The sequence below is a fragment of the Limibacillus sp. genome, from assembly GCA_037379885.1.
In the GTDB taxonomy this organism is placed as follows: domain Bacteria; phylum Pseudomonadota; class Alphaproteobacteria; order Kiloniellales; family CECT-8803; genus JARRJC01.
Genome location: JARRJC010000002.1, coordinates 38,565 through 62,765, shown reverse-complemented (window position 1 = coordinate 62,765; position 24,201 = coordinate 38,565). Strand labels below are relative to the sequence as shown.

Below are 24,201 nucleotides of genomic sequence, written 5' to 3'. Positions count from 1 at the left end.
CGTGGGAGTTTAAGGACATGGACCGCAACCGCTTGTCGCGCGAGTTGAAGAACGCGCAGGAAGGCGAGGCGCGTCTTGCCCGCATCGCCGGCTATGGCGAGCTCGCCATCGCGAGCCTGTTGTTCGGCGGCGTGCTCTTCCTGCTGCTCAGCGTCATGGGCGGCTAGGAGATAGGGGCGGCTAAAAGCTCCCCCTCCTGGCGCGAACCGCTAAGACCGGGATTTTTGAACAGAACTGCTTGCCCCACCTCGGGGGCGGAGCCGGACGCCGTTACCATGGGTCCTGCTCCGTCCCCGTTTTTTGTCTCCCCGCAGCTCTGCTTTCGTTTCCGCGCCGCTCGGGGCCGGTTGATTGAGGTGGATCAAGGTCCGGGGCGCCCGCCCGTTGCTAGTCTCGGGGTCTGGAGCAATGGCTTTCAAAGAGCCTGGAGAGGAGACACCCCATGTCCGAACTGGAAAACGCCGAACGCCGCCTGGCCGCCTCCCTGGTCAAGGTGCCGCAGGAACAGGCCATCTCGCTGGTCTGCGGTGCCATCGCCATCGCCTTTGGGGACCACGGCCTGAAGGCGCTCTGCGAGGAGAGCCAGAACCACCTGACCGAAGAGGAAGGGCTGGAGCGGGGCCTGCGCTGAGGCGCGCCGCCTCAGCCGCCGCTTTCGCCTTCCGCCGGGACTGGGGGAGCAGTAGGTGCAGGGGCCGCCTTGCCGGTTCCCTTGACCTTTTCGCGCAGACCCTGGAAGGCGACGTAGAGCATCGGGATGAAGAAGATCCCGACGAAGGTCGCGCCCAGCATGCCGCCCATCACCGTGGTGCCGACCGACTGACGCGCCGCCGAGCCCGCGCCGCTGGCGAAGACCAGCGGCAGCACGCCCAGGATGAAGGAAAAGGCCGTCATCAGCACCGCGCGGAAGCGCAGGGTCGCCGCTTCCAGCGCCGCCTCGCCGAGCGGCTTTCCCTCCTCGCGCAGCTGCTTGGCGAACTCCACGATCAGGATCGCGTTCTTGGCCGCCAAGCCTATCAATAGCACCAGCCCGACCTGCGCGTAGGTGTCGAGCGCGATGCCGCGGCCCAGCAACAGCGCCGCCGCGCCGAAGATCGCCACGCCGATGGAGAGCATGACCGGGAAGGGCACGGTCCAGCTCTCGTACTGCGCGACCAGGAAGAGGTAGGCGAAGATCACCGACAGCAACAGGATGAAGCTTCCCGCTTCGCCCGCCGCGATCTCCTGGAACGCCATGCCGGTCCACTCGTAGACGAAGCCTTCCGGCAGGGTCTCGCCCGCCACGCGCTCCATGGCCGCGAGCGACTGGCCGGAGGCATATCCGGGCGCCGTGTCGCCGTTGATCGTGGCCGAGCGGAAGAGGTTGTAGCGCTCGATCCGTTCGGGCCCGAGCGTCGGTTCGACCGAGAGCAGCGCGCGCAGCGGCACCATCTCTCCGCTCTCGTTGCGCACATAGAGAGCGCCGATGTCCTCGGCCGTCGCGCGCGCGCCCTGTTCGGCCTGCAACATGACCCGGTAGACCCGCCCGAACTTGTTGAAGTCGTTGACGTAGAAGGGGCTGAGGTTGGCCGATAGCGTCTGGAACAGCGCGTCCAGGGAGACGCCGCTGGTCTTGATGCGCTCCCGGTCGAACTCAAGCTGAAGCTGCGGCACGTTGGCCCGGAAGGTCGAGAAGACCGAGCTGGTCTCCGGCGCGGAGTTGGCGCCGATGATCAGGCCGCCCATGGCCTGGGCCAGCTCGCCCGGCGACCGTCCCTCGGTGTCCTGCAGGATGAACTCGAATCCGCCGGTCGAACCCAGCCCCGGAATCGGCGGCGGGTTGAAGGGCAGGATGGTGGCCTCCGGAATGGCGAAGAGCTGTCCGCGCACCTTGGCCAGGATCGCGTTGACGTGCAGCGAGGGGTCCTCGCGCTCCGACCAGTCCTCCAGCTTGGCGATCAGGAAGGCCGAGTTGGGCAGCACCGATCCGGCGAGCAGTGAGTAGCCGCCGATCGACATGACCGCCTCCACGCCCTCGGTCTCCATCAGGATGGTCTCCACCTCGCTCATCACCGCCGCCGTACGCTGGAGCGAGGCGGCGTCCTGCAGGCGCATATCGACGAAGAAGGCGCCCCGGTCCTCGGAGGGGACGAAGCCCGTGGGCAGCTCGGTCATCAGCTTGCCCGCCCCGAACAGGATCGCGACGAACGCGACCAGGGAGATGAAGACCCGCCGGATCATCAGTCCCACGACCTTGCCGTAGCCGTTGCGCGAAACGCCGATCACCTTCTCGAACCAGGCGAGCGGGCCGCGCTGCACCGTCTTGGGCGGCTTCAGGAAGGAGGCGCAGAGCGCCGGACTCAAGGTCAGCGCGTTGATCGAGGAGATGGCGACCGCCACCGAGATGGTGACCGCGAACTGCTTATAAAGCTCGCCTGTCAGGCCGGGCGTGAAGCCGACCGGCACGAAGACCGCGAGCAGCACCAGGGTCGTGGCCACGACCGGTCCCGTCACCTCCTTCATGGCGGTCCAGGTCGCCTCGCGCGGGGTGAGCCCGTCGGCCATGTGGCGCTGCACGTTCTCGACCACCACGATGGCGTCGTCCACCACCACGCCGATCGCCAGGATCAGGCCGAAGAGACTGACGGTGTTGATCGAGTAGCCGAGCGCCAGAAGCGCCGCCATGGTGCCGATCAGGGACACCGGGATCGCGATGGTCGGCACCAGGGTCGAGCGCCAGTCCTGAAGGAAGATGAAGACCACCAGGATGACCAGCGCCAGGGCCTGGAACAGGGTGATCATCACCTCGCGCATGGAGGTGCGCACATAGTCCGTGGTGTCGTAGGTGACCTGATACTCCAGGCCCTGCGGGAAGCGCTCCGACAGCCGCTCCATCTCCGCCGTCACCCCGTCGGCGACGTCGAGCGCGTTGGCGTCGGGCAGCTGATAGATCGCCAGGATCGAGGCGGGCGCGCCGTTCAGCTCGCCGAACCAGCCGTAGTTCTGCGCCCCCAGCTCGACCCGCGCCACGTCCGAAAGCCGCACGATGGATCCATCGGAGCGCGCCCGCAGAATGATGTTCTCGAACTCCGAGATTTCCGTCAGGCGCCCTTGCGCCTGGATCGAATACTGGAACTGGGTGTCGGGGGGCGCGGGCGCTTCGCCGACGCTGCCGGCGGCCACCTGCAGGTTCTGCTCGCGGATCACGGCGATCACGTCGCTCGCCATCAGCCCGAAGGAGGAAAGGCGCTGCGGGTCGAGCCAGATGCGCATGCCATAGGCGCGCTCGCCCAGGATCGCCACGTCGGAAACGCCCGGCACGCGGGCCAGCGCGTCGCGCAGATTGATCGAGCTGTAGTTGGACAGGAAGATGTCGTCGAAGGCGTTGTCCGGCGAGAAGACGGAGATCACCATCAGCATGGAGGTGGACTGCTTGTTCACCGTTACGCCCTGTCGGGCCACCTCTTGGGGCAGGCGCGGCGTGGCCAGCGCCACGCGGTTCTGAACGTTGATCTGCGCCTGATCGCTGTCGGTGCCGACCGAGAAGGTCACGGCCAGGGAATAGCTGCCGTCGTTGGCGCTCTTGGAGGACATGTAGATCATGTCCTCGACCCCGTTGACCTCCGCCTCGATCACGGCGGCCACCGTCTCCTCCACGGTCTGGGCGTTGGCGCCGGGGTAGCTGGTGGTCACCTGCACTTGCGGCGGCGTGATCTCCGGGAACTCCGCGATCGGCAGGCGCGTCATGGCCAGCAGACCGGCCAGCACCGTGACGATGGCGATGACGAAGGCGAACTTCGGGCGGTCGATGAAAAAGCCGCTGATCATGTCAGGAACCGGAGGCCTGGGTCGGTGTCACCTGCGCGCCCGGCCGCACCTTCTGAATGCCTTCAATGACGATGGACTCGCCTGGCTCAAGACCGCTTTCCACCACCACGTCGATGCCCGAGCGCTCGCCCAGTCCGACGGGCCGCGCCTCGACCCGGTTCTCGCCGTCCACAACCAGAACGAAGGGCCCGGCCTGATTGGTCTGCACCGCCGACTGCGGCACCACCACCTACTGCTCCGGCTCCACGCTGATCAGCAAGACCGTGACGAATTGGCCGGGCAGGACCAGTTCGGCGGGGTTGGGGAAGTGCAGGAAGATGGCCGCCGTGCCGGTGGTCGGGTCGACCTCGTTGTCGAGATAGGCGAGCTCGCCTTCGCCCTCCAGAAGTTCGCCGTTCACCAGCCGCAGGCGCGGCGTGTAGGCGCGGGATGTCCCGTCCGCCTGGCGCTTCTTGTAGTTCAGCATCTCCGCCTCGGTGAGGGCGAAGCGCACCTCGATGGGATCGGTGGCGACGATGGTGGCGAGCACGCCGCTGTCCGGCCCGATCAGGTTGCCGCTGTCGAGCGCCGTGCTGCCGATACGCCCGGCGATGGGCGCGGCTATGCGGGTGTAGCCGAGGTCGATCACAGCGTTCTTGAGGACGGCCTGGGCGCTTTGCAGATCGGCGCGCGCCCCGGCCTCCTTGGCGACGGCCTCGTCCAGGGCGGCCTGGCTGACGGTCTGCCGCTCGGCCAGGACGCGCGAGCGCTCAAGCGAGCGTTCCGCTTCTACCAGGGCCGCTTCGGCGCGCGCGACCTGGGCCTCGGCGGCGGAGACCGCGGCCTCGAATTCTTCGCGCTGGATGCTGTAGAGCAGATCGCCCGTCTCGACCTTCGCGCCCTCCTTGAAGGGGCGTTCTTCCAGGAACCCGGTCACGCGGGCGCGGATGTCGACCCGCTGGAAGGCGACGCTGCGACCGACGAACTCCAGAGAGCGGGAAACCTCGCGCTGGGTGACGGGGGAGACCACCACGGCGGGCGGCGGCGCGCCAGCGCTTTGCGCGCCCTGTCCGCTATCCTGATCGCAAGCGGCAAGCAAAGGGAGCAGGAGTCCCAAAAGCAACGCCGGAGTGCTTTTGGTCCAGCCGGTAATACTGATCACGTGGCCTGCTCCCTCTCAAGGTCTCACCCGTTCCCTCGGGAGTATGAAAGCATTGGCAAGTAATCGCCAGAGGAGAAGCAATGCTTTCGGCGCTATTTACGCCTGTTCCAGCGCCACGGCGATTCCCTGGCCGACGCCCACGCACATGGTGGCCAGCGCGCGCCGCCCGCCGCGCCGCTTCAACTCCAGCGCCGCCGTCCCGGCGATGCGCGCACCGGAAGCGCCCAGGGGATGCCCCAGCGCGATGGCCCCGCCGTTCGGGTTCACCTGTTCGGCGTCGTCGGCGATGCCCAGCTCCCGCAGGCAGGCCAGCGCCTGGGCGGCGAAGGCCTCGTTCAGCTCGATCACATCGAAGTCGCCCGGCGCGATGCCGAGGCGCTGGGTGAGCTTCAGGGTCGCGGGCACCGGTCCGATGCCCATCACGCGGGGCGCGACGCCCGCCGAGGCGCCGCCGGTCACCTTCGCGATGGGCGTCAGCCCAAATCGCCCGACCGCCGCTTCCGAAGCGATCAGAAGCGCCGCCGCCCCATCGTTCACGCCCGAGGCGTTGCCCGCCGTCACGCTGCCGCCCTCGCGGAAAGGGGCGGGCAGCTTGGCGAGCTGTTCGGCCGTGGTGCCGGGGCGCGGGTGTTCGTCGCGTTCGACCAACAGCGGCTCGCCTTTGCGCTGGGGGATGGTGACGGGGACGATCTCCTCGGCCAGCCGGCCCGCTTCCATCGCGGCGGCGGCCCGCTGCTGGCTGCGCAGAGCAAAGGCGTCCTGGTCGGCGCGGGCGACCTCGAAGTCTTCGGCCACGTTCTCCGCCGTCTCCGGCATGGAATCGACGCCGTAGAGTTGCTTCATGAGCGGGTTGATGAAACGCCAGCCGATGGTGCTGTCCTCGATCGCCGCGCTGCGCGAAAAGGCGCTCTCGGCCTTTGCCATGACGAAGGGCGCGCGCGACATGGACTCAACGCCGCCCGCGATGATCAGGTCGGCCTCGCCCAGGCGCACCGCGCGCGCCGCGCCGATCAGCGCGTCCATCCCCGAGCCGCAGAGCCGGTTGACGGTGGAGCCGCCGACCCGCTGCGGCAGCCCGGCCAGAAGCAGGGACATGCGCGCCACGTTTCGGTTGTCCTCCCCGGCCTGGTTGGCGCAGCCGTAGATCACCTCGTCCAGCGCTTCCCAGTCGAGCCTGGGGTGGCGCTGCATCAGCGCCTTTATCGGCACCGCGCCGAGATCGTCGGTGCGAACCGAGGAGAGCGCGCCGGCGAAGCGCCCGATGGGCGTGCGCACATAGTCGCAGATGTAGGCTTCGGTCATGGCGGTTCCTTCCTACCTCGCGCCGCGTTCGTGCGCGGCCTTGGTGCGCGCCTGCAGATCGCGCAGAACGGTAATCTCCTCTTCCGTCGGTGGCGGCGTCTCCTTCAGCGCGTCCGCATAGCGGACCGGCCAGCTGACGCTTTCCTGGACGGCGTCCCGCGTGACGCCCGGATGCAGCGAGGCCACCTCCATCTCCTTGGTCTCCGGATGAGGTGTCCAGATCGCCAGATCGGTGATCAGGCGCGTTGGGCCTTTGGTCTTCAGGCCATATCGCTCTTCGCGCTCCTTGCCGCCCGCGCCGTGGCCCAGGGAGGTCACGAAGTCCAGCTTTTCGACGAAGCCGCGCTTGGACTGCTTCATGGTGATGAAGATCTCATGGCAGGAACTGGCGATCTCCGGCGCGCCGCCGCCACCCGGCAGCCGGACCTTCGGGTCCTCGTAGCCGCCCACCACGGTGGTGTTGATGTTGGCGAAGCGGTCGATCTGCGCGGCGCCCAGAAAGCCGACGCTGATGCGCCCGCCCTGGAGCCAATAGCGGAACATCTCCACGATGGGGACGGTCGTGACCGAGGTCTCGTAGAGCTCGCCGTCGCCGATGGACAGCGGCAGCACCGGCGGCTTGGTGCCGATGGTCCCGGACTCATAGATCAGCGTGATCTCCGGCGCATGGGTCAGGCGCGCAAGGTTGCAGGCCGCCGAGGGCGCGCCGATACCGACGAAGCAGACATCGTCGTTCTTCAGCGCGCGGGCCGCGGCGATGGTCATCATCTCGGTGGGGGTGAAATCGGCGGGGGTGAAAGCGTTCATGTCCTGTCAGCCTCCCACCTTCAAGGGCGCGGTCCGTTCGGCGAAGACCTCGGGTCCGACGGAGAGCACGTTCTCCTCCATCCAGTCCTGGAACGCCGCCCGATCCTTGGAGATGGCGTCCCAGCGGTGATAGGCGGCGTTGTCCCGCGCGTAGTAGCCCTGCGCGTAGGAGGGGTGAGCCCCGCCCGGCACGAGGCAGATCGCATCGACGGTCCAGTGCGGCAGGATGCAGAGGTTGGGGTGCAGGCCCTCGAAGTCCTCGACGATCTCCTCGACCGTGACGATGCTCTTGGCGGAGGCCAGAACGGTTTCCTTCTGGGCGGCCATGATGCCCTCGATCAGCACGTCGCCGCGCCGGTTGGCCTTCTGGGCGTGGATGATGCCGACATCCGGGTTGAGCGCCGGGATGGCCGCCAGCTCCTCACCCGTGAAGGGGCAGGTGATGCTGCGCACGTTCGGATTGACCCGCTTCAACTCCGCCCCGATGTAGCCGCGGAAGACGGCGCAGGGAAGCCCGGCGGCGCCCGCGCCGTAGGCGTTCGCCATGGCGGAGTGGGAATGCTCCTCCAGCTCCAGGGGGCGGGGCCAACCCTGCTCCACGGCGTCGCGAAAGCGGTGCAACAGCCCGACGCCCGGGTTTCCGGCGTAGGAGAAGATCATCTTCCTGGCGGCGCCCATGCCGATCAGCTGGTCGTAGATCATGTCCGGCGTCATGCGGATCAGGGTCAGGTCGGTCTTGCGCTGACGGATGGTCTCATGGGCGGCGGCGTGCGGGATCAGATGGGAGAACCCCTCAAAGGCGACCCGGTCTCCGTCCTTCAAAAAACTCCCGATCGCATCGGGCAGGCTCATAAAGGCCACCATTGCTTCTCATTCACCCTTTCAGGAACGCTCCGAAGGCCGGAAGATAAGGCAAGCCGCGCTCCGGCTCAAAGGAAAGCGCGCAGCGGAGGCCGGGATCGGGGTTCGCGGGATTTAGCGCCCAAAAGCGCCCATTTTCTGCACTATAATGCATTATTCTGCGATACAAACTTATTGACATGCATCAAACTACATGCGACCTTCCGTCACGCGGGTCAAGCAAAATGACCAATGCATTCAAGGGAGGATATAAGTGAATCTCAGGAAAACGGGCACGGCGCTGGCGGTGATCGCGGGTCTGGCGACCTCAAGCGCGCTTGCAAAGGCGGAGGAGTACAAGATCGGTCTCCTGCTGCCGTTCTCCGGCGTTTACGCCGGTCTTGGAACCCACATCGAAAACGGCTTCAACCTGGGCCTCGAGCACTACGCGGGTGAGCTGGACGGCGACACCATCGTGGTCGACAAGGCGGATACCGAGGCCGATCCGGCCTCCTCGCTCTCCAAGGCCAAGAAGATGGTCTTGCAGGACAAGTCCGATGCGCTGGTGGGTCTCGTCTCCTCGGCGGTTCTGGGCGCGCTGCGCGACTTCGTGCATCAGTCCAAGACGCCCCTGATCGTGGCCAACGCGGGCAACGACAACGCCACGGGCGAAGACTGCAGCCCTTCGATCGTCCGGGTGTCCTTCTCCAACTCGCAGATCAACCGCCCGATGGGCCCCTGGATGGCCGCTCAGGGCATCAAGAAGGTCTATCTGATGGCGCCTGACTACGCGGCCGGCCACCAGATGATGGAGGCGTTCCGCGAGGGCTTCGTCGCCAATGGCGGCGAGATCGTGGGCGAGGCCTATCCCCCGCTTCAGGGCACCACCGACTACGGTCCCTATCTGACGGCGGCGAAGGCGGCCAACCCCGATGCGATCTACGTCTTCTTCGCGGGCGGCGCGGCCATCACCTTCGTCAAGCAGTACAAGGACTTCGGAATCGGCGACGAGATCCCGCTCTACGGGTCGGGCTTCCTGACCTCGGCGGCCTATGTCCACGTGCAGGGCGAGGCGGCGGACGGGACCACCGTGGCGCTGCACTACGTGCCCTCGATCGACACGCCGGAGAACAAAGCCTTCCAGGAGGCCTATCAGGCCAAGTACGAGGGCAAGCTCGCCTCCGAGTTCGCGGTCGCGGGCTACGACGCCGCGCGTCTGGTGATCGAGGCGGCCAAGGCCGCCGGCGGCGACAAGGAGAAGTTCAAGTCGGAGCTCTCCAAGGTCTCCTTCAACGGTCCGCGCGGTCCGCTGCGCATCGACCCGGCGACCAACAACGTGATCCAGAACGTCTACATCTATAAGAACGAGTGGAAGGACGGGAAGGTCGTGCAGACCATCCTCGAGACCGTTCCAGACGTTCAGGACGCGCCGAACGGTTGCGTCATGTAAGAAGAGGTCCCGGGCACAAAGCCTGAGACTACAAGACCCGGCCCGGCGGAGAGTAGAGCCTCTCCGCCGGGACCCGCCGGGACCCAGTGCAGCACAAAGAGACCTTGATCTTGTTCCAGGGCCGCCCGGCGAGGGGCGCGCACCAGCCCTGAACTGCATCCTTTGAGGAGGCTTTGAAAAGGCATGCTGAACGATGGCGGCTTCTGGATCGTCCAGATACTGAACAGCCTTCAACTCGCCATGCTGATGCTGCTGCTCTCGGTGGGCCTCACCGTGATCTTCGGCCTGATGAACTTCGTCAACCTGGCGCATGGATCGCTCTATGCCCTGGGCGCGCTCAGCGGCTACAGCCTGGCCAAGACGCTGGGCGGCATGTGGGCGGCCTACCTGCTCGCGCCGGTCTTCGTGATGGCGGTGGGCGCCCTGCTCTACGTGACGCTGATCGACCGCTTGAGACGGGCCGGACCCATGAAGCAGGTGCTTGTCACCTTCGGCCTGATCTTCGTGATCATGGATGCGCAGCGCTACTTCTGGGGCACCGACCAGCTCGGCGTGACGGAGTATCCCTTCTCCGGCTCCCTTGAGATCCTGGGCCAGACCTATCCGGCCTACCGCATCTTCATCATCCTGCTGGGCCTGACGGTCTTCGGCCTGCTTTATTTCCTTCTGGAGCGCACGCGCCTGGGCGCGGAGGTGCGCGCCAGCGTGGACGACGCGGAGACGGCGAGCTGTCTCGGCGTCAACGTCGAGCGCACCTTCTTCGTGGTCTTCCTGATCGGCTGCGCGCTTGCCGGGCTGGCGGGCGCGGTCGCGATGCCGGCCTTCTCGGCGGAGGCGGGCATGGGCGTCTCGATCCTGGTGCCGACGCTGGTCGTGGTGGTGGTGGGCGGTCTCGGCAGCCTGACCGGGGCGCTCGCGGGTTCGCTCCTGATCGCCACCACGCTCACCTTCGGTCAGGTCTTCTTCCCGGAATTCGCGGGCATCCTGATGTACCTGCTGCTGGTCGTGGTGCTGCTGCTGCGCCCCGCCGGCCTCTTCCCGGTCAGGAGCTAGGCGGTCATGGAACAGCGCAGGCTCTTCCGGCAGGTCCTGGCCTTCCTCGTACTCCTGGCGATGGTCGGCTATTGGAGTCAGGCGGACTACTTCGGCTTCGAGATCATCGCCGAGATCGGCGTCTTCGCGATCCTGGCCATGAGCCTGGACATCATCGCGGGCTACGCCGGTCTGGTCTCGCTGGGCCATGCCGCGCTCTTTGGGACCGGCGCCTACCTGCTGGCCTACTTCTCCGTGGTGCTGGAATGGCCGGTCTGGCTGGCCATGGCGACCTCCACGGCGCTCACCGGCCTGATCGCGCTGATCGTCGGCAGTGTCGTGACGCGCGTCCAGGGCATATTCTTCATCATGATCACGCTGGCCATCGGCGAGATGGGCTACGAGTTCTTTTTCCAGAACCGCACCCTCGGCGGCGACGACGGCTTTGCCGGGATCGACCGGCTGGACCTGGGCTTCATCGGCGTCGACCTGATGGACCCGGCGAGCTTCGCGCTCTTCGTGATCGTCGCGGCTGCGGTCATCTACCTGCTGCTGCTCCGGCTTCTGGCCTCGCCCTACGGCAAGGTTTTGGCCGGGCTGCACGACAACCCCGGCCGCCTGCGCGCGCTCGGTCTTCCGGTGCGCGCCTATCAGACCTCGGCCTTCGCGCTCTCCGGCATGATCGCCGGGTTCGCGGGCACCCTGACCGCGCAGCACACGCTTTTCATCTCACCGAACCTGCTGCACTGGACCACCTCCGGCGAGGTGCTGGTGATGATCATCCTGGGCGGACTGGGCACGCTGGTCGGGCCGGTGATCGGCGCTGCGACCCTGGTGCTGCTGCGCCATGAGCTCAGCGAGTACACGCAGTACTGGGGCTTCTGGATGGGGCTGTTCCTGATCGCCATCGTTCTGGGCGGGCGCAACGGCCTGCTCGGATGGCTGGAGTGGGGCTGGGATCTGGTCAGCGGCAAGACACGCCGCGACGCGCTGGCCGCGGCGAAGGAGGCGGACGATGCTGCGTCTTGACCGCCTGGTGAAATCCTTCGGCGCGCTGCAGGTGACCCGCGAGGTCTCTCTGGAGGTGCCGCAGGGCGTGCGCCACGCCATCATCGGGCCCAACGGCGCGGGCAAGACGACGCTCTTCAACCTGATCGCCGGGGAGCTGCGCCCGACCTCCGGCCGGATCGAGATCGGCGGCCGCGATGCGACGCGGCTCTCGCCGGACAAGCGCGCGCGGCTCGGCCTCGCCCGCTCCTTCCAGCGCAACAACCTTTTCCAGTCGCAGTCGGTGCGCAACAACCTGCTGCTTGCCGACATGGCCGCCTGGGGCACCGGCAAGCGCTTCTGGCCGCTGCTGTCCAAGGAGCGCGCGGCGCATGAACGCGCCGAGGCCATCGCCGAGCAGGTCGGGCTGTCGGAGGAACTCGAACGGCAGGTCTCCGAGCTCTCCTACGGCGCGCAGCGCCAGCTGGAAGTCGGGCTCGCGCTGATCGCGCGGCCCAAGGTCCTGCTGCTCGACGAGCCGACCTCGGGCATGAGCCCGGAGGAGACGGGCCGCATGCTGCGCCTCGTCGACGACCTGCCGCGCGACCTGGCCGTCCTTCTGATCGAACACGACATGGATCTGGTCTTCACCCACGCCGACCGCATCACCGTGCTGAACTACGGGCAGGTGCTGATGGAGGGAACGCCGCAGGAGGTGCGCGGCTCCGATGTGGTGCAGGAGATCTACCTGGGCGGCGTGGAGGACTAGGCGCGATGCTTCAGGTGCAGGACATCCATACCTATTACGGCGCCAGCCACATCCTCCAGGGCGTCTCGCTCGACGTGCCGGAGGGGCAGGTCGTCGCCCTGCTCGGGCGCAACGGCGCGGGCAAGACCACGACGCTGCGCTCGATCATCGGACTGACCCCGCCCCGGCGCGGCGGCGTCTTCTTCCGCGATCGGAACATCACCGGGCTGCGGCCCTATGCCCTGGCGCGCCTCGGCCTTTCCTACATGCCGGAATCGCGCGGCATCTTCCCCTCGCTGTCGGTGGAGGAGAACCTGACCCTGGTCGAGGGCCGCCGCAAGGGCGCCTGGACCCTGGAGGGTGTCTACGACCTCTTCCCGCGCCTGAAGGAGCGCCGCGCCAACGGCGGAGCGCAGCTTTCCGGCGGAGAGCAGCAGATGCTGGCGATCGCCCGCGCCCTGCTGCTGAACCCCGAACTGCTGATCCTGGACGAGCCGACCGAGGGCCTGGCTCCCATCGTGGTCAAAGACATCCGCGAGCGGCTGCGGCTGGTCAAGGAGACCGGCATGACCGTTCTGCTGGTGGAGCAGAACTTCCGCTTCGCGACCAGCCTGGCCGATCAGGTCTACGTGCTGGGCAAGGGCACGATCCAATGGTCCGGCAGCGCCAAGGCGATCCTGGAAGACGAGGAGGTCCAGCGGACCTGGCTGGGCGTGTGATGACTGAAAGCCTGCTGACAGAAACCCGCGATCCCGAGGTCACCGGCTCGGCCGCCGTCGTGCTGCTGACCCTGAACCGGCCGGAGGCGAGGAACGCGCTCAATCTGGAGCTGCGCCAGGCCCTGGCGGAGGCCGCCCGGCGTCTGGCCGGGGATGCGTCGGTCCGCGCCGTGGTCGTGACCGGCGGGCCGGAGGTCTTCGCCGCCGGGGCCGACATCCGCCTGCTCGCCGACAAGTCCGCAGCCGAGGTCAGGGACCTGGCGCTGGAGCAATACTGGCAGGCCATGAGCGCCCTGCCGCAACCGCTGATCGCCGCCGTCAACGGCTACGCGCTGGGCGGCGGCTGCGAGCTGGCGCTGATCGCAGATCTGCTGGTCGCGGGCGAAACGGCGCAGTTCGGCCTTCCCGAGGTGCGGCTCGGCATCATGCCGGGCGCAGGCGGCACGCAGCGTCTGGTGCGCGCGCTGGGCAAGGCGCGCTCCCACCGCCTGACCCTGACCGGAGAGATCATCGACGCCGCAACGGCGGAGGCCTGGGGCCTTACCTCCTGGCGGGTCGAGGGCGACGCCTTGCCCTTCGCGCTGGAGGTCGCCGGCAAGCTCGCCAAGGGCGCGCCCCTGGCGCAGGCGGCGATCAAGCGCAGCATCGCGGAGGCCGCAGACCTGCCGCTCGAAGAGGCGCTGGCCGTGGAGCGCGCCGCCTTCCAGAAGCTCTTCGACAGCGCGGACCAGAAGGAGGGCATGGCCGCCTTCCTCGAGAAGCGCAAACCCGCCTTCAAGGGGGAGTGACGGGCATGACCGCCGGAGCAATAGGAAAAGTCGGGATCGTGGGCGCCGGGGCCATGGGCCGCGGGATCGCCCAGCTTCTGGCCCAGAACTCCGTCCAGGCCCGGCTCTACGACATCGAGGGCGAGGCCGTCGCGGCGGCGCGCGAGGCGGTGACCGCGATCTGGCGGCGCCTGGTCGAGAAAGGCCGCATGACCGAAGCGCAGATGGCCGAGGCGCAGGGCCGTCTCCAAGCCGCCTCCGCCCTCACCGAGTTCAAGGACTGCGATCTGGTGATCGAGGCGGTGGTCGAGAAGCTGGAGGTCAAGCGCGCGCTCTTCACCGAACTGGAAGGCGTCGTCGCGGAGGATGCGATCCTCGCCAGCAACACCTCCTCGCTTTCGATCACGGCGATCGCCGCGGCCTGCGCGCGGCCCGAACGGGTCGCGGGCCTGCATTTCTTCAACCCCGTGCCGCTCATGAAACTGGTGGAGATCGTCGCCGGGGAGCTGAGCGCGCCGGAGGTCACCGAGCGCCTTGCCGCCTTGGTCGCGGCCACCGGCCATCGCGGCGTTAAGGTCGGCGATACCCCGGGTTTCCTGGTGAACCACGCGGGCCGGGCTTACGGGACCGAGGCGTTGCGTCTCTTGCAGGAGGGTGTGGCCCCGCCGGCGGCGGTGGACCGCGTGGCGCGCGAGGCCGGCGGCTTCCGCATGGGCCCCTTCGAGCTTCTGGACCTGACGGGGCTGGACGTCTCCATCCCCGTAATGGAATCGATCTATCACGGCTTTCATGAGGAGCCGCGCCTGAAGCCCGCCGAGATTGGCCGCCGCCGCCTGACGGCCGGCCTGCTGGGACGCAAGACGGGCGAGGGCTTCTACCGCTACGGCGAGGACGGAAAGAAGCTGGAGCCCGCGCTGCCGGAGGAGCCGAGCGGCAAGGCCCCCGCCAACATCGCGGTTGGCGGAGAGGGCTGGGCCGCCGAGGCGCTGCGCGATTGGGCGCGGGCCCAAGGGCTCGATCTGCTGCCGCCGGGCGATGCGGCGCTGGTGCTGGTGGCCCCGCTGGGCGAGGACGTCTCCTCTCTCTGCGCGCGGCTCGGCCTCGATCCCCGGCACACGCTGGGCATGGATGTGGTCTTCGGGCTGGAGAGCCACCGAACGCTCGCGGCAAACCCGGCGACCTTGCCGGAAAAGGCAGGCGAGGCCCTGGCGCTGGCGCGCAAGGACGGCACGCCCGCCACCCTGATCGAGGATTCGCCCGGCCTGCTGATGCAACGGCTGGTCGCCAGCATCGTCAACCTCGCCTCGGAGATCGCCCAACTGGGGATTGCCGCGCCGGACGACATCGACGCCGCCGTCACCCTCGGCCTCGGCTATCCTCACGGCCCCTTGGCCTGGGGCGACGCCCTGGGGCCGGAGCGGGTGCTGGAGATCCTGCGCGGCCTGGAGGTGGCGACCGGCGACCCGCGCTATCGCCCCTCGCTCTGGCTGCGCCGCCGCGCCGAGCTCGGCCTCTCGCTTCTGACGGAGGCGGCGGGATGAGCGTTCTCTTGAAAGAGCAGGCCGCAAACGGCGTCCTCACGCTAACCCTCAACCGGCCCGAAGCGCGCAACGCCATCGATGGGGAACTGCGCGCCGAGCTTCGGGCCGCTTTCGCCGCAGCCTCCGCCGATGACGCGGTGACAGCCGTGGTGCTGACCGGTGCGGGCGGGCATTTCTGCGCCGGGGGCGACCTCGGCTCCATGCAGGACATGGATCAGGCAGCCGTCACCGCGCGCTTGGCCGAGGTTCGGGACACGGCGCTGGCCGTCGCCGCCTGCGCCAAGCCGGTGATCGCCGCCGTTTCCGGCCATGCCGCTGGGGCTGGGGTCGGGCTCGCGCTGCTCTCGGACCGCGTCATCGCGGGGCCGGACGCCTGCTTCACGCTGTCCTTCGCGAAGATCGGCCTGGCGCCCGATTGGGGGCTCACGCTGACCCTGCCGCTGCGGCTGGGCGCGGCGGAGGCGCGGCGCCTCTGCTGGGAGGCCGGGCGTCTGGAGGCGGAAGCCGCGCTGGCCGCCGGCCTTGCCGATGAACTGGCCGCCCAGGACCCGCTGGAGACGGCGCAAGCCTTCGCCGCCCGTCTCGCCGAGGGCGCGGGCCCGGCGGTGGCGGCGGTCAAGCGGCACTTCCGCCTGCCGCCCGATCTCTTGCGCGCCGCCCTGGAGAGCGAGGCGACGGCCCAAAGCCTTTGCTTCGCTTCGCCCGAGTTCGCCGAGGGGCTGGCGGCCTTCAAGGAGAAGCGCCGCCCCGACTTCAACGCCGCCAAGAAGACTTGAGAGGGAGAAACCAGCGATGAGCCGAGAACAGTTCGACGACATCATGGGCCGTATCGCCGAGACCATCGGCGAGCGCCCTCTGGATCAGGATCTCGCCGCGCATCTGACCGCCAGCTTCCCGCCCGACGGGGAAGATTTCAAAGCCGTCGAGGCGCTCTGCCGCGAGGGCGAGGCCGAGGGCTGGGTCTGCGGGCGCGAGGCGGGCGGCATCAAGTTCAGCCGCCCCATCAAGCCCGGCGGGGCCGCGGGCCGATTCTCCGTGGACGTGGTGCGCATGGAGCCCTGCGCGGGCCCCCATCACGTCCATCCGAAGGGTGAGATCGGGATGATCATGCCGATCGAGGGGCCGGCTGAGTTCGATGGCTTTCCGCGCGGCTGGTACCTGCACGAGCCGGGCAGCGCGCACTGGCCGACCGTCACGAAGGGCTCGGCCTACGTGCTCTACCTGCTGCCGGACGGCGAGATCGAATTCACCGGCAAATAAAGCAAACGACGCAAAGAAAACGGTTCCTCGGGAGGGAACGATCATGAGCTATCCAAGGCAATACAACGCCGCCACTGACTTCCTGGACCGCAACGTCGCGGAAGGGCGCGGCGACAAGACCGCCTTCATCGACCCGGAGCGCAGCCTGACCTACGCGGAGCTTCAGGCCGGGGCGAACCGGGTCGCGAACCTCTTGCGGGCCAGCGGGCTGGAACCCGAGGACCGCGTCGCCATGATCATGCTCGACACGGTGGACTTCCCGACGGTCTTCTGGGGCGCGATCAAGGCGGGCGTGGTGCCGGTCGCGATCAACACCCTGCTTTCGACCGAGCAGTATCGCTACATCCTCAGCGATTCGCGGGTGAAGGCGCTCTTCGTCTCGGCGCTGCTGGAGCCGACCGTGGCGCCGGTGCTGGCGGACCTGCCGCGCCTGAAGACCCTTTTCCAGGTCGGCGGAGAAGCCGGAGGGCACCGGGACTTCGGCGCGGAGCTGGCCCAACAGTCCGACAGTTTCGAGGCGGCGGACACCTGCTGCGACGAGACCGCCTTCTGGCTCTACTCCTCCGGCTCGACCGGCATGCCCAAGGGCGTGACGCACGTGCATTCCAGCCTGATGGAAACGGCGAAGCTCTATGGTCAGGGCGTGATGGGCATCCGCGAGGACGATGTCGTCTTCTCCGCCGCCAAGCTGTTCTTCGCCTATGGCCTCGGCAACGGCATGTCCTTCCCCCTGTCGGTCGGCGCGACCACGGTGCTCTGGCCGGGCCGCCCGACGCCCAAGGACATGTTCGAGATGCTGGCCAAGCACCAGCCGACGATTTTCTACGGCGTGCCGACGCTCTACGCCGCCATGCTGGCCCATCCCGGCAGCGGGCCGGAGATCGGCTCGCCCAAGCTGCGGCTCTGCGTTTCCGCGGGCGAGGCTCTGCCCAAGGAGGTCGGGGAAAACTGGAAGAAGCGCTTTGGCGTGGACATCCTGGACGGCGTGGGCTCGACCGAGATGCTCCATATCTTCCTCTCCAATGCGCCTGGAGACGTGGTCTACGGGACCTCGGGCGTGGCCGTCCCCGGCTACGACCTGCGCCTGGTCGATGAGAAAGGCCGGGACGTCGAAGGCGTGGACGAGGTCGGCGAGCTTCTGGTGCGCGGCGCCTCCTCGGCGACCGCCTACTGGAACCAGCTGGAGAAAAGCCGCAACACCTTCGAGGGCGCCTGGACGCGTACGGGTGACAAGTACGTCCGGGACGAGGCTGGCCGCTTGGTCTACTGCGGACGTACGGACGACATGTTCAAGGTGTCGGGCATCTGGCTTTCGCCCTTCGAGGTCGAGTCGGCCCTGATCTCCCACGTATCGGTGCTGGAAGCGGCCGTCGTTCCCTATGAGGACGAGGAGGGTCTGACCAAGCCGAAAGCCTACGTGGTCCTGAAGGAGGGCGAGAAGGCCGAGGGCAAGTACGACCTTCTGAAGGAGCATGTGAAGGAGCAGATCGGCAAGTGGAAGTACCCGCGCGAGATCGTCTTCGTCGAGGGGCTGCCCAAGACCGCCACCGGCAAGATCCAGCGCTTCAAGCTGCGCGAGGGGTCTGAATGAAAGATCTGAAGGATCAGGGTCTGCTGACGGTCGGCGGCGCCGAGCTGGAATACCGCATGATCGGGCCACGGCCCGGCGACGCACCGACCATCGTGCTGCTGCACGAAGGGCTGGGCTGCGTCGGCATGTGGCGCGACTTCCCGGACCGTCTGGCCGAGGCCACGGGGCGGGGCGTCTTCGTCTACTCGCGCCAGGGCTATGGCGGCTCCAGCCCCTGCGCGGTCCCGCGTCCGCTCACCTACATGCATGAGGAGGGCCGGGAGGTGCTGCCGCTGGTGCTGGAGGCCATGGGCTTTCAGCAGGGCACGCTCTTCGGCCATTCCGACGGCGCGTCCATCGCGGCGGTCTATGCCGGTACGCACGAGGACCCGAGGGTCGAGAACCTGATCCTGATGGCGCCGCACTTCTTCACCGAGGAGATCACCGTCGCTTCGATCGCGGAGGCCAAGACCGCCTACGAGACCACCGAGCTGCGCGAGCGTCTGAAGCGCTACCACGGCGACAACGTGGACTGCGCCTTCTGGGGCTGGAACGGCGCCTGGCTCGACCCCGGCTTTCTGGAGTGGAACCTGGAAGAGTTCCTGCCGGGCATCCGCCAGCCGATCCTGGCGCTTCAAGGCGAGGACGATCAGTACGGCACCGCCCGTCAGGTCGAGGTGGTGGCCGAGAAGGCGGGCGGCCCGGTCGAACTGGTTCTGCTGCCCGATTGCAAACACGCCCCCTTCAAGGAACAGCCCGAAGCGACGCTGGCCGCCGTTTCTCGGTTCCTGGAGGGACCCGGCAAGACCTTGGCGGCGGAACCCGCCGCCGCGAACATCAGAGAGGGACGATAGGTGATGAAGCTGGAAAGCTACGTCGAGGGAGCCTGGAAGAAGGGAAGCGGCGTGGGCCGCGATTTCGTGAACCCGACCAGCGGCGAGGTCCTGGGGCAGGTCGACGCCACGGGTATCGACGCCAAGGCCGCTTTGGCCTTCGCGCGGGAGACCGGCGGCGCTGAACTGCAAGCCCTGACCTTCGAGGAGCGGGGCGGCCTGCTGCGCGCCGTCGCGGACTGCCTGACCGCCAATCGCGAGGCCTACGCCGAGATCGCGCGGCGCAACTCCGGCAACACCGCGCTGGACGCCGCTATCGACATCGACGGGGCGATCGGCACGCTGAAGGTCTATGCGCGCTACGCCAAGGGGCTGGGCGCGGCGCGTTCCGTGCTGGAGCCGGGGCGCGAACAACTGGCGCGCGACGAGGTCTTCTTCGCCCAGCATCTCTGGACCACCCGGCCCGGCGTGGCGCTGCACATCAACGCCTTCAACTTCCCCGCCTGGGGACTCTGGGAGAAGGCCGCCGTCGCGCTGCTGGCGGGGGTCCCCGCCGTCGCCAAGCCGGCCAGCGCCACGGCCTGGCTGTCGCACCAGATGCTGCGCGACGTGGTCGAGGCGAAGGTCCTGCCCAAGGGCGCGCTCTCGCTGGTCTGCGGCACGGGCGAGGAGCTGCTGGAGGCCCTGCAGCCCTTCGACCACTTGGCCTTCACCGGCTCTTCCGACACCGCGCAGTCGCTGCGCAAGCATCCCCAGGTCATGGCGGCGGCGCCGCGCATCACCATCGAGGCAGACAGCGTCAACGCGACGCTCCTGGGGCCCGACGCAAAGCCCGGCGACGCCGTCTTCGACCTGATGGTGCGGGAGGTCGTGAAGGCGCTCACGGTCAAGGCGGGCCAGCTCTGCACCAACATCCGCCGCGTGCTGGTCGCCGCCGAGACCCTTCCGGCGCTGCAGGAAGCCGTCGCCGCCAAGCTGGCGGGCGTCGAGGTCGGCGACCCGGCGGACGAGAGCGTGCGCATGGGACCCTTGATCAACAAGCGCCAGCAGCACGCCGCGCTCTCCGGCCTCAGCCAACTCTCGGGCGAGACCGACGTGGTCTGCGGCGGCGACCTTCCGCCGTCGCTCAAGGGCGGCGACCGGGAGAAGGGGGCCTTCCTGGCCCCGACCCTGCTGGTCTGCGCGGAACCCGGAAGCGCCAAGGCCGTCTTCGAGACCGAGGTCTTCGGGCCCGCCGCCACCTTGATCCCCTACCGGGACGAGGCCGAGGCGCTGGACCTGGTGCGCCGGTCCGGCGGCTCGCTGGTCGCCAGCCTCTTCACCGCCGATCCGGACTTCGCCAAGCGCGTGACCCTGGGGCTCGCTCCCTACCACGGCCGCGTGCTGGCGGTGGACGAGACCGTGGGCAAGAACCACACCGGCCATTCCATCGTCATGCCGCAGTGCGTGCACGGCGGCCCGGGCCGGGCTGGCAACGGCGAGGAACTGGGCGGCCTGCGCGGTCTTTCCTTCTACATGCAGCGCAGCGCCATCCAGGGCTCGCCCGCGCTGCTCGATGCCCTGGCGGCGGACTCGGCCTCCGCCTGTCTCTAGATGCAGGCCGGGGACCTGCCACTGCCGCGCGCGCCGCACCGCCCCGGCAGCGGGAGCGTGCCGGACAGCGCGCCCTTGGAGCGGGCCAAGGCCGAGGGGCCGGCCCGCACCGACCCGGATGCCTGGGCCGAGAACCTGCCCTACCGCTACGGCTGGCGGCTCTACGAGGAAGGCTTCTATTGGGAGGCGCACGAGGTCTGGGAGGCGGTCTGGCTGGCCTGCGCACCGCAGAGCCGGGAGCGGCTCTTGCTCCAGGCGCTGATCCAACTGACCAACGCGCGCCTGAAAGCGGTGATGGGCCAGGAGAAGGCCGTCGCCCGTCTGCTGGCGGAGGTGGACCGGCTGCGCGCCGAGCCCGGCCTGCAAGACGCGCCCGTCATGGCTGTCTCGAAGGAACGTCTGGCGCAGCTTGTAAGCGAAATCAAGACAGAACATGCATAATAATGCTTCTACATCTTTATAATATGCTTTTTAGAGCAGTTTTTTCTTGATTCCTTGCCTTGAGGCGATAAGGTGGCGTCACGGCCTTTCCAGGCTGTGAGGCGAGAGCGGCGGCAGAGCCGCCCGGCCGGAGACAAGAACCGAAAAAACGGGAGAGCCCCATGCGCATCGACTTCCAGACCGACCCCTCGAAGTATCGCCATTGGCGCATCGAGACCGACGGCGAGCGCGCCGATCTGGTCATGGACGTCGACGAGAAGGCGGGCCTGTTCGAGGGCTATGAGCTGAAGCTCAACTCCTACGATCTGGGCGTCGATATCGAGCTCTACGATGCGATCCAGCGCCTGCGCTTCGAGCATCCCGAGGTCAAGGTGGTGGTGCTGCGCTCGGGCAAGGAGAAGGTCTTCTGCGCGGGCGCCAACATCCGCATGCTGGCGGGCTCCGAGCATGCCCACAAGGTCAACTTCTGCAAGTTCACCAACGAGACGCGCAACTCCATGGAGGACGCCAGCGAGCACAGCGGCCAGAAGTACATGGCGGCGGTGACCGGCGCCTGCGCGGGCGGCGGCTACGAACTGGCGCTGGCGACCGACCGCATCCTGCTGACCGACGACGGCTCCTCCTCCGTGGCGCTGCCCGAGGTGCCGCTGCTGGCCGTTTTGCCGGGCACCGGCGGCCTGACGCGCGTCACCGACAAGCGCAAGGTGCGCCGCGACCGCGCCGACGTTTTCTGTTCCATCGAGGAAGGCATCAAGGGCAAGAAGGCCGCCGACTGGCGGCTGGTGGACGCCGTGGTGCCCAACTCCAAGTTCGCCGAGACCGTGAAGGAGGAGGCCGGCAAGCTGGCCGCGACCTCCGACCGGCCCGCGGGCGAGAAGGGCGTGACGCTGGGGCCGCTCACCCGAGAGTTCGGCGAGGACGGCGTCACCTATTCCTGCGTCGAGGTTTCGATCGACCGCGCCGCCGGGATCGCCAACATCCTGATCAAGGAGCCCGATCAGGAGGTTCCCGCCGACCTGGCCGCCATGAAGGAACTGGGCGATGCCTTCTGGCCGCTGCGCCTGACGCGCGAGCTGGACGACGCGATCCTGCATCTGCGCAACAACGAGCGCTCCATCGGCGTCATCACCTTCACCAGCGCGGGCGACCCTAAGAAGGTCCTGGCCTTCGACTCCTTCCTGGAAGAACACGCGGACGACTGGCTGGTGCGCGAGTGCCGACTCTACTGGACGCGCACCATGAAGCGGGTCGACATGACCTCGCGCTCTCTGGTGGCGCTGATCGAGCCGGGCAGCTGCTTTGCCGGCTTCCTGGCGGAGATCGTCTTCGCCTGCGACCGCAGCTTCATGGCGCTGGGCGCCTTCGAGGGCGACAACCGCCCGGAGGCGACCCTGAGCCTTTCGGCTGCCAACTTCGGCGCCTATCCCATGTCCAACGGCCTGTCGCGGCTTGAGACCCGTTTCCTGGGCGAGCCCGAGAGCGTCGGCGCCGCCGAGGCCAGGTGCGGCGAGCCCCTGGACGCCGAGGCCGCCGAGGAACTGGGCCTGGTGACGGCCGCCTACGACGACATCGATTGGGAGGACGAAGTCCGCATCTTCCTGGAAGAGCGCGCCTCCTTCTCCCCCGACGCCATGACCGGCATGGAGGCCAACCTGCGCTTTGCCGGGCCTGAGACCATGGAGACCAAGATCTTCGGGCGGCTGACCGCCTGGCAGAACTGGATTTTCCAGCGCCCCAACGCCGTCGGCGGCGAGGGCGCGCTGAAGCGCTACGGCAGCGGCCAGAAGGCCCAATTCGACAAGGAGCGCGTGTAACGCGCGAAAGACCGAAAGCGCGTGTGACGCGCGAGAGAGCAAGGAACTGGAGGCAAGGACCATGATCGAAACGCTGGACGTCAACTACGACACCCTGATCCCCAACAACGTCGGGCTCGCCGACGACCGCCGGGTCCTGAAGGCGCTGGAGCGCTGGCATCCGGGCTACATCAACTGGTGGAACGACATGGGGCCGGAGGGCTTTCAGGAGGCCATGGTCTACCTGCGCACCGCGGTGTCCGTGGACCCCAAGGGCTGGGCCAAGTTCGGCTATGTGAAGATGCCGGAATACCGCTGGGGCATCCTGCTGGCGCCGCAGGAGGAGGACCGCAAGATCGGCTTCGGTGAGCACAAGGGCGAGCCCGCCTGGCAGGAAGTGCCGGGCGAGTACCGCGGCATGCTGCGCCGCCTGCTGGTCATCCAGGGCGACACCGAGCCCGCCTCGGTCGAACAGCAGCGCCACCTGGGCAAGACCGCACCCTCGCTCTACGACATGCGCAACCTCTTCCAGGTCAACGTGGAGGAGGGCCGTCACCTCTGGGCCATGATCTACCTGCTGCAGAAGTACTTCGGCGCGGACGGCCGGGAGGAGGCGAACGAGCTTCTGAACCGCCGCTCCGGCGACGAGGACAAGCCGCGCATGCTGGGCGCCTTCAACGAGGAGACCCCGGACTGGCTCTCCTTCTTCATGTTCACCTACTTCACCGATCGTGACGGCAAGATGCAGCTGGAAAGCCTCGCGCAGTCCGGTTTCGATCCGTTGTCGCGCACCTGCCGCTTCATGCTGACCGAGGAAGCCCACCACATGTTCGTGGGCGAGACCGGCGTGGGCCGCACCATCCAGCGGACCTGCGAGGCCATGAAGGAGGCCGGCATCGAAGACCCCTACGACATCGAGGCCGTGCGCGCGCTGGGCGTCATCGACCTGCCGACCCTGCAGAAGAAGGCCAACCTGCACTACACGCTGTCGCTCGACCTCTTCGGGTCCGAGGTCTCGACCAATGCCGCCAACGCCTACAACGCCGGTCTGAAGGGCCGCTACCAGGAGGACAAGATCGACGACGATCACCGTCTTCTGGACGCGACCTACCCGGTCTCCAAGGTCGTGGACGGCAAGGTGGAGCTGGTCGACGAGCCTGCGCTCACCGCCCTCAACATGCGCCTGCGCGACGACTACAGCGCGGACGCCGCGAAGGGCGTTGGCCGCTGGAACAAGATCATCGAGAAGGCCGGGATCAACTTCCAGATCACCCTGCCGCACGTCGCCTTCCACCGTCAGATCGGCGCCTTCGCCGATGTCGAGGCGACGCCGGATGGCCTCCTCATCTCCAAGGAGGATTTCGCTGCCAAGCGCGACCAGTGGCTGCCCTCCAAGGAGGACGGCGAGTTCATCAGCTCGCTGATGAAGCCGGTTACCGAGGCCGGGCAGTACGCCAACTGGATCGCCGCGCCGCGCATCGGAATCGACAACAAGCCCGGCGATTTCGAGTACGTTCAGATTCACGGGTAAGCCGCACGCCGAGAGGCGGCGCCCGACTGACCAGGGCCG

General features: G+C 67.7%; 23 protein-coding genes. 17 read left to right on the top strand and 6 right to left on the bottom strand.

Annotated elements, in window-relative coordinates; all coding sequences use genetic code 11:
- Positions 1–17: 17 nt before the first annotated feature.
- Entirely contained in the window at positions 18–167 is a 150-nt protein-coding gene (locus P8X75_00980) for a hypothetical protein (protein MEJ1993772.1), read from the top strand.
- Between the two features lie 275 nt (positions 168–442).
- On the top strand, positions 443–631 hold the full coding sequence (locus P8X75_00975; GenBank protein MEJ1993771.1) for a hypothetical protein: 189 nt from the start codon (positions 443–445) through the stop codon (positions 629–631).
- 11 nt (positions 632–642) lie between these two features.
- Here the strand turns inward: P8X75_00975 and P8X75_00970 are convergent, their stop codons facing one another.
- The 6 genes from P8X75_00970 to P8X75_00945 all read right to left on the bottom strand — a co-directional run bounded on the left by P8X75_00970 (position 643) and on the right by P8X75_00945 (position 7,921).
- Positions 643–3,807: a multidrug efflux RND transporter permease subunit gene (locus tag P8X75_00970; protein ID MEJ1993770.1), complete on the bottom strand. Its 3,165-nt coding sequence runs from the start codon at positions 3,805–3,807 to the stop codon at positions 643–645.
- 1 nt (position 3,808) lies between these two features.
- Positions 3,809–4,036, bottom strand: a complete 228-nt coding sequence (locus P8X75_00965) for a hypothetical protein (GenBank protein MEJ1993769.1) — start codon at positions 4,034–4,036, stop codon at positions 3,809–3,811.
- Complete coding sequence (locus tag P8X75_00960) at positions 4,037–4,948, bottom strand: efflux RND transporter periplasmic adaptor subunit (protein MEJ1993768.1); 912 nt, start codon at positions 4,946–4,948, stop codon at positions 4,037–4,039. It abuts the gene before it with no gap.
- A gap of 96 nt (positions 4,949–5,044) precedes the next feature.
- Complete coding sequence (gene pcaF / locus P8X75_00955) at positions 5,045–6,250, bottom strand: 3-oxoadipyl-CoA thiolase (GenBank protein ID MEJ1993767.1); 1,206 nt, start codon at positions 6,248–6,250, stop codon at positions 5,045–5,047.
- Positions 6,251–6,262: 12 nt separating this feature from the next.
- Positions 6,263–7,057 carry a CoA-transferase subunit beta gene (locus tag P8X75_00950; GenBank protein MEJ1993766.1) on the bottom strand — a complete coding sequence of 265 codons (795 nt, stop codon included), beginning with the start codon at positions 7,055–7,057 and terminating at the stop codon, positions 6,263–6,265.
- A gap of 6 nt (positions 7,058–7,063) precedes the next feature.
- A complete protein-coding gene (locus P8X75_00945) occupies positions 7,064–7,921 on the bottom strand; it encodes a CoA-transferase (protein MEJ1993765.1) in 858 nt (285 codons plus the stop codon).
- 250 nt (positions 7,922–8,171) lie between these two features.
- Between P8X75_00945 and P8X75_00940 the strand changes: the two genes are divergently transcribed.
- The 15 genes from P8X75_00940 (at position 8,172) to boxB (ending at position 24,162) form a co-directional block, all read left to right on the top strand.
- Positions 8,172–9,347: an ABC transporter substrate-binding protein gene (locus P8X75_00940; GenBank protein ID MEJ1993764.1), complete on the top strand. Its 1,176-nt coding sequence runs from the start codon at positions 8,172–8,174 to the stop codon at positions 9,345–9,347.
- A 183-nt stretch (positions 9,348–9,530) separates the two neighbouring features.
- Positions 9,531–10,400, top strand: coding sequence for a branched-chain amino acid ABC transporter permease (locus P8X75_00935; protein ID MEJ1993763.1), 870 nt, complete (start codon positions 9,531–9,533; stop codon positions 10,398–10,400).
- Between the two features lie 6 nt (positions 10,401–10,406).
- Entirely contained in the window at positions 10,407–11,408 is a 1,002-nt protein-coding gene (locus P8X75_00930; GenBank protein MEJ1993762.1) for a branched-chain amino acid ABC transporter permease, read from the top strand.
- The gene (locus P8X75_00925; GenBank protein ID MEJ1993761.1) at positions 11,395–12,135 is read left to right on the top strand and encodes an ABC transporter ATP-binding protein; all 741 of its coding nucleotides are present in this window, start codon (positions 11,395–11,397) and stop codon (positions 12,133–12,135) included. The genes P8X75_00930 and P8X75_00925 overlap by 14 nt, the downstream gene beginning before the upstream one ends.
- A 5-nt stretch (positions 12,136–12,140) precedes the next feature.
- The gene (locus tag P8X75_00920; GenBank protein ID MEJ1993760.1) at positions 12,141–12,833 is read left to right on the top strand and encodes an ABC transporter ATP-binding protein; all 693 of its coding nucleotides are present in this window, start codon (positions 12,141–12,143) and stop codon (positions 12,831–12,833) included.
- Positions 12,833–13,621, top strand: a complete 789-nt coding sequence (locus P8X75_00915) for an enoyl-CoA hydratase-related protein (GenBank protein MEJ1993759.1) — start codon at positions 12,833–12,835, stop codon at positions 13,619–13,621. The genes P8X75_00920 and P8X75_00915 overlap by 1 nt, the downstream gene beginning before the upstream one ends.
- Positions 13,622–13,626: 5 nt before the next feature.
- Entirely contained in the window at positions 13,627–15,141 is a 1,515-nt protein-coding gene (locus P8X75_00910) for a 3-hydroxyacyl-CoA dehydrogenase (protein ID MEJ1993758.1), read from the top strand.
- Positions 15,138–15,917 carry an enoyl-CoA hydratase/isomerase family protein gene (locus tag P8X75_00905; GenBank protein MEJ1993757.1) on the top strand — a complete coding sequence of 260 codons (780 nt, stop codon included), beginning with the start codon at positions 15,138–15,140 and terminating at the stop codon, positions 15,915–15,917. The genes P8X75_00910 and P8X75_00905 overlap by 4 nt, the downstream gene beginning before the upstream one ends.
- Positions 15,918–15,933: 16 nt before the next feature.
- Entirely contained in the window at positions 15,934–16,401 is a 468-nt protein-coding gene (locus tag P8X75_00900) for a DUF4863 family protein (GenBank protein MEJ1993756.1), read from the top strand.
- A 43-nt stretch (positions 16,402–16,444) separates the two neighbouring features.
- The gene (locus P8X75_00895; GenBank protein MEJ1993755.1) at positions 16,445–17,992 is read left to right on the top strand and encodes a benzoate-CoA ligase family protein; all 1,548 of its coding nucleotides are present in this window, start codon (positions 16,445–16,447) and stop codon (positions 17,990–17,992) included.
- Complete coding sequence (locus P8X75_00890) at positions 17,989–18,825, top strand: alpha/beta hydrolase (GenBank protein MEJ1993754.1); 837 nt, start codon at positions 17,989–17,991, stop codon at positions 18,823–18,825. The genes P8X75_00895 and P8X75_00890 overlap by 4 nt, the downstream gene beginning before the upstream one ends.
- Before the next feature lie 3 nt (positions 18,826–18,828).
- Positions 18,829–20,397 (top strand): 3,4-dehydroadipyl-CoA semialdehyde dehydrogenase, encoded by a 1,569-nt coding sequence (locus P8X75_00885; protein MEJ1993753.1) that lies wholly within the window; start codon positions 18,829–18,831, stop codon positions 20,395–20,397.
- A 57-nt stretch (positions 20,398–20,454) separates the two neighbouring features.
- Positions 20,455–20,838 (top strand): DUF309 domain-containing protein, encoded by a 384-nt coding sequence (locus tag P8X75_00880; GenBank protein MEJ1993752.1) that lies wholly within the window; start codon positions 20,455–20,457, stop codon positions 20,836–20,838.
- Positions 20,839–20,999: 161 nt separating this feature from the next.
- The gene (boxC, locus tag P8X75_00875; GenBank protein MEJ1993751.1) at positions 21,000–22,652 is read left to right on the top strand and encodes a 2,3-epoxybenzoyl-CoA dihydrolase; all 1,653 of its coding nucleotides are present in this window, start codon (positions 21,000–21,002) and stop codon (positions 22,650–22,652) included.
- Positions 22,653–22,713: 61 nt separating this feature from the next.
- Positions 22,714–24,162, top strand: a complete 1,449-nt coding sequence (gene boxB / locus P8X75_00870) for a benzoyl-CoA 2,3-epoxidase subunit BoxB (GenBank protein MEJ1993750.1) — start codon at positions 22,714–22,716, stop codon at positions 24,160–24,162.
- Positions 24,163–24,201: the final 39 nt, after the last annotated feature.

Excerpts from the sequence above, each read along its gene's own strand:
- P8X75_00980 (MEJ1993772.1), top strand. The coding sequence starts at position 18 with ATGGACCGCAACCGCTTGTCGCGCGAGTTGAAGAACGCGCAGGAAGGC.
- P8X75_00975 (MEJ1993771.1), top strand. The coding sequence starts at position 443 with ATGTCCGAACTGGAAAACGCCGAACGCCGCCTGGCCGCCTCCCTGGTC.
- P8X75_00970 (MEJ1993770.1), bottom strand. The coding sequence starts at position 3,807 with ATGATCAGCGGCTTTTTCATCGACCGCCCGAAGTTCGCCTTCGTCATC.
- pcaF (MEJ1993767.1), bottom strand. The coding sequence starts at position 6,250 with ATGACCGAAGCCTACATCTGCGACTATGTGCGCACGCCCATCGGGCGC.
- P8X75_00950 (MEJ1993766.1), bottom strand. The coding sequence starts at position 7,057 with ATGAACGCTTTCACCCCCGCCGATTTCACCCCCACCGAGATGATGACC.
- P8X75_00945 (MEJ1993765.1), bottom strand. The coding sequence starts at position 7,921 with ATGGTGGCCTTTATGAGCCTGCCCGATGCGATCGGGAGTTTTTTGAAG.
- P8X75_00935 (MEJ1993763.1), top strand. The coding sequence starts at position 9,531 with ATGCTGAACGATGGCGGCTTCTGGATCGTCCAGATACTGAACAGCCTT.
- P8X75_00930 (MEJ1993762.1), top strand. The coding sequence starts at position 10,407 with ATGGAACAGCGCAGGCTCTTCCGGCAGGTCCTGGCCTTCCTCGTACTC.
- P8X75_00925 (MEJ1993761.1), top strand. The coding sequence starts at position 11,395 with ATGCTGCGTCTTGACCGCCTGGTGAAATCCTTCGGCGCGCTGCAGGTG.
- P8X75_00920 (MEJ1993760.1), top strand. The coding sequence starts at position 12,141 with ATGCTTCAGGTGCAGGACATCCATACCTATTACGGCGCCAGCCACATC.
- P8X75_00915 (MEJ1993759.1), top strand. The coding sequence starts at position 12,833 with ATGACTGAAAGCCTGCTGACAGAAACCCGCGATCCCGAGGTCACCGGC.
- P8X75_00910 (MEJ1993758.1), top strand. The coding sequence starts at position 13,627 with ATGACCGCCGGAGCAATAGGAAAAGTCGGGATCGTGGGCGCCGGGGCC.
- P8X75_00905 (MEJ1993757.1), top strand. The coding sequence starts at position 15,138 with ATGAGCGTTCTCTTGAAAGAGCAGGCCGCAAACGGCGTCCTCACGCTA.
- P8X75_00900 (MEJ1993756.1), top strand. The coding sequence starts at position 15,934 with ATGAGCCGAGAACAGTTCGACGACATCATGGGCCGTATCGCCGAGACC.
- P8X75_00895 (MEJ1993755.1), top strand. The coding sequence starts at position 16,445 with ATGAGCTATCCAAGGCAATACAACGCCGCCACTGACTTCCTGGACCGC.
- P8X75_00890 (MEJ1993754.1), top strand. The coding sequence starts at position 17,989 with ATGAAAGATCTGAAGGATCAGGGTCTGCTGACGGTCGGCGGCGCCGAG.
- P8X75_00885 (MEJ1993753.1), top strand. The coding sequence starts at position 18,829 with ATGAAGCTGGAAAGCTACGTCGAGGGAGCCTGGAAGAAGGGAAGCGGC.
- boxC (MEJ1993751.1), top strand. The coding sequence starts at position 21,000 with ATGCGCATCGACTTCCAGACCGACCCCTCGAAGTATCGCCATTGGCGC.
- boxB (MEJ1993750.1), top strand. The coding sequence starts at position 22,714 with ATGATCGAAACGCTGGACGTCAACTACGACACCCTGATCCCCAACAAC.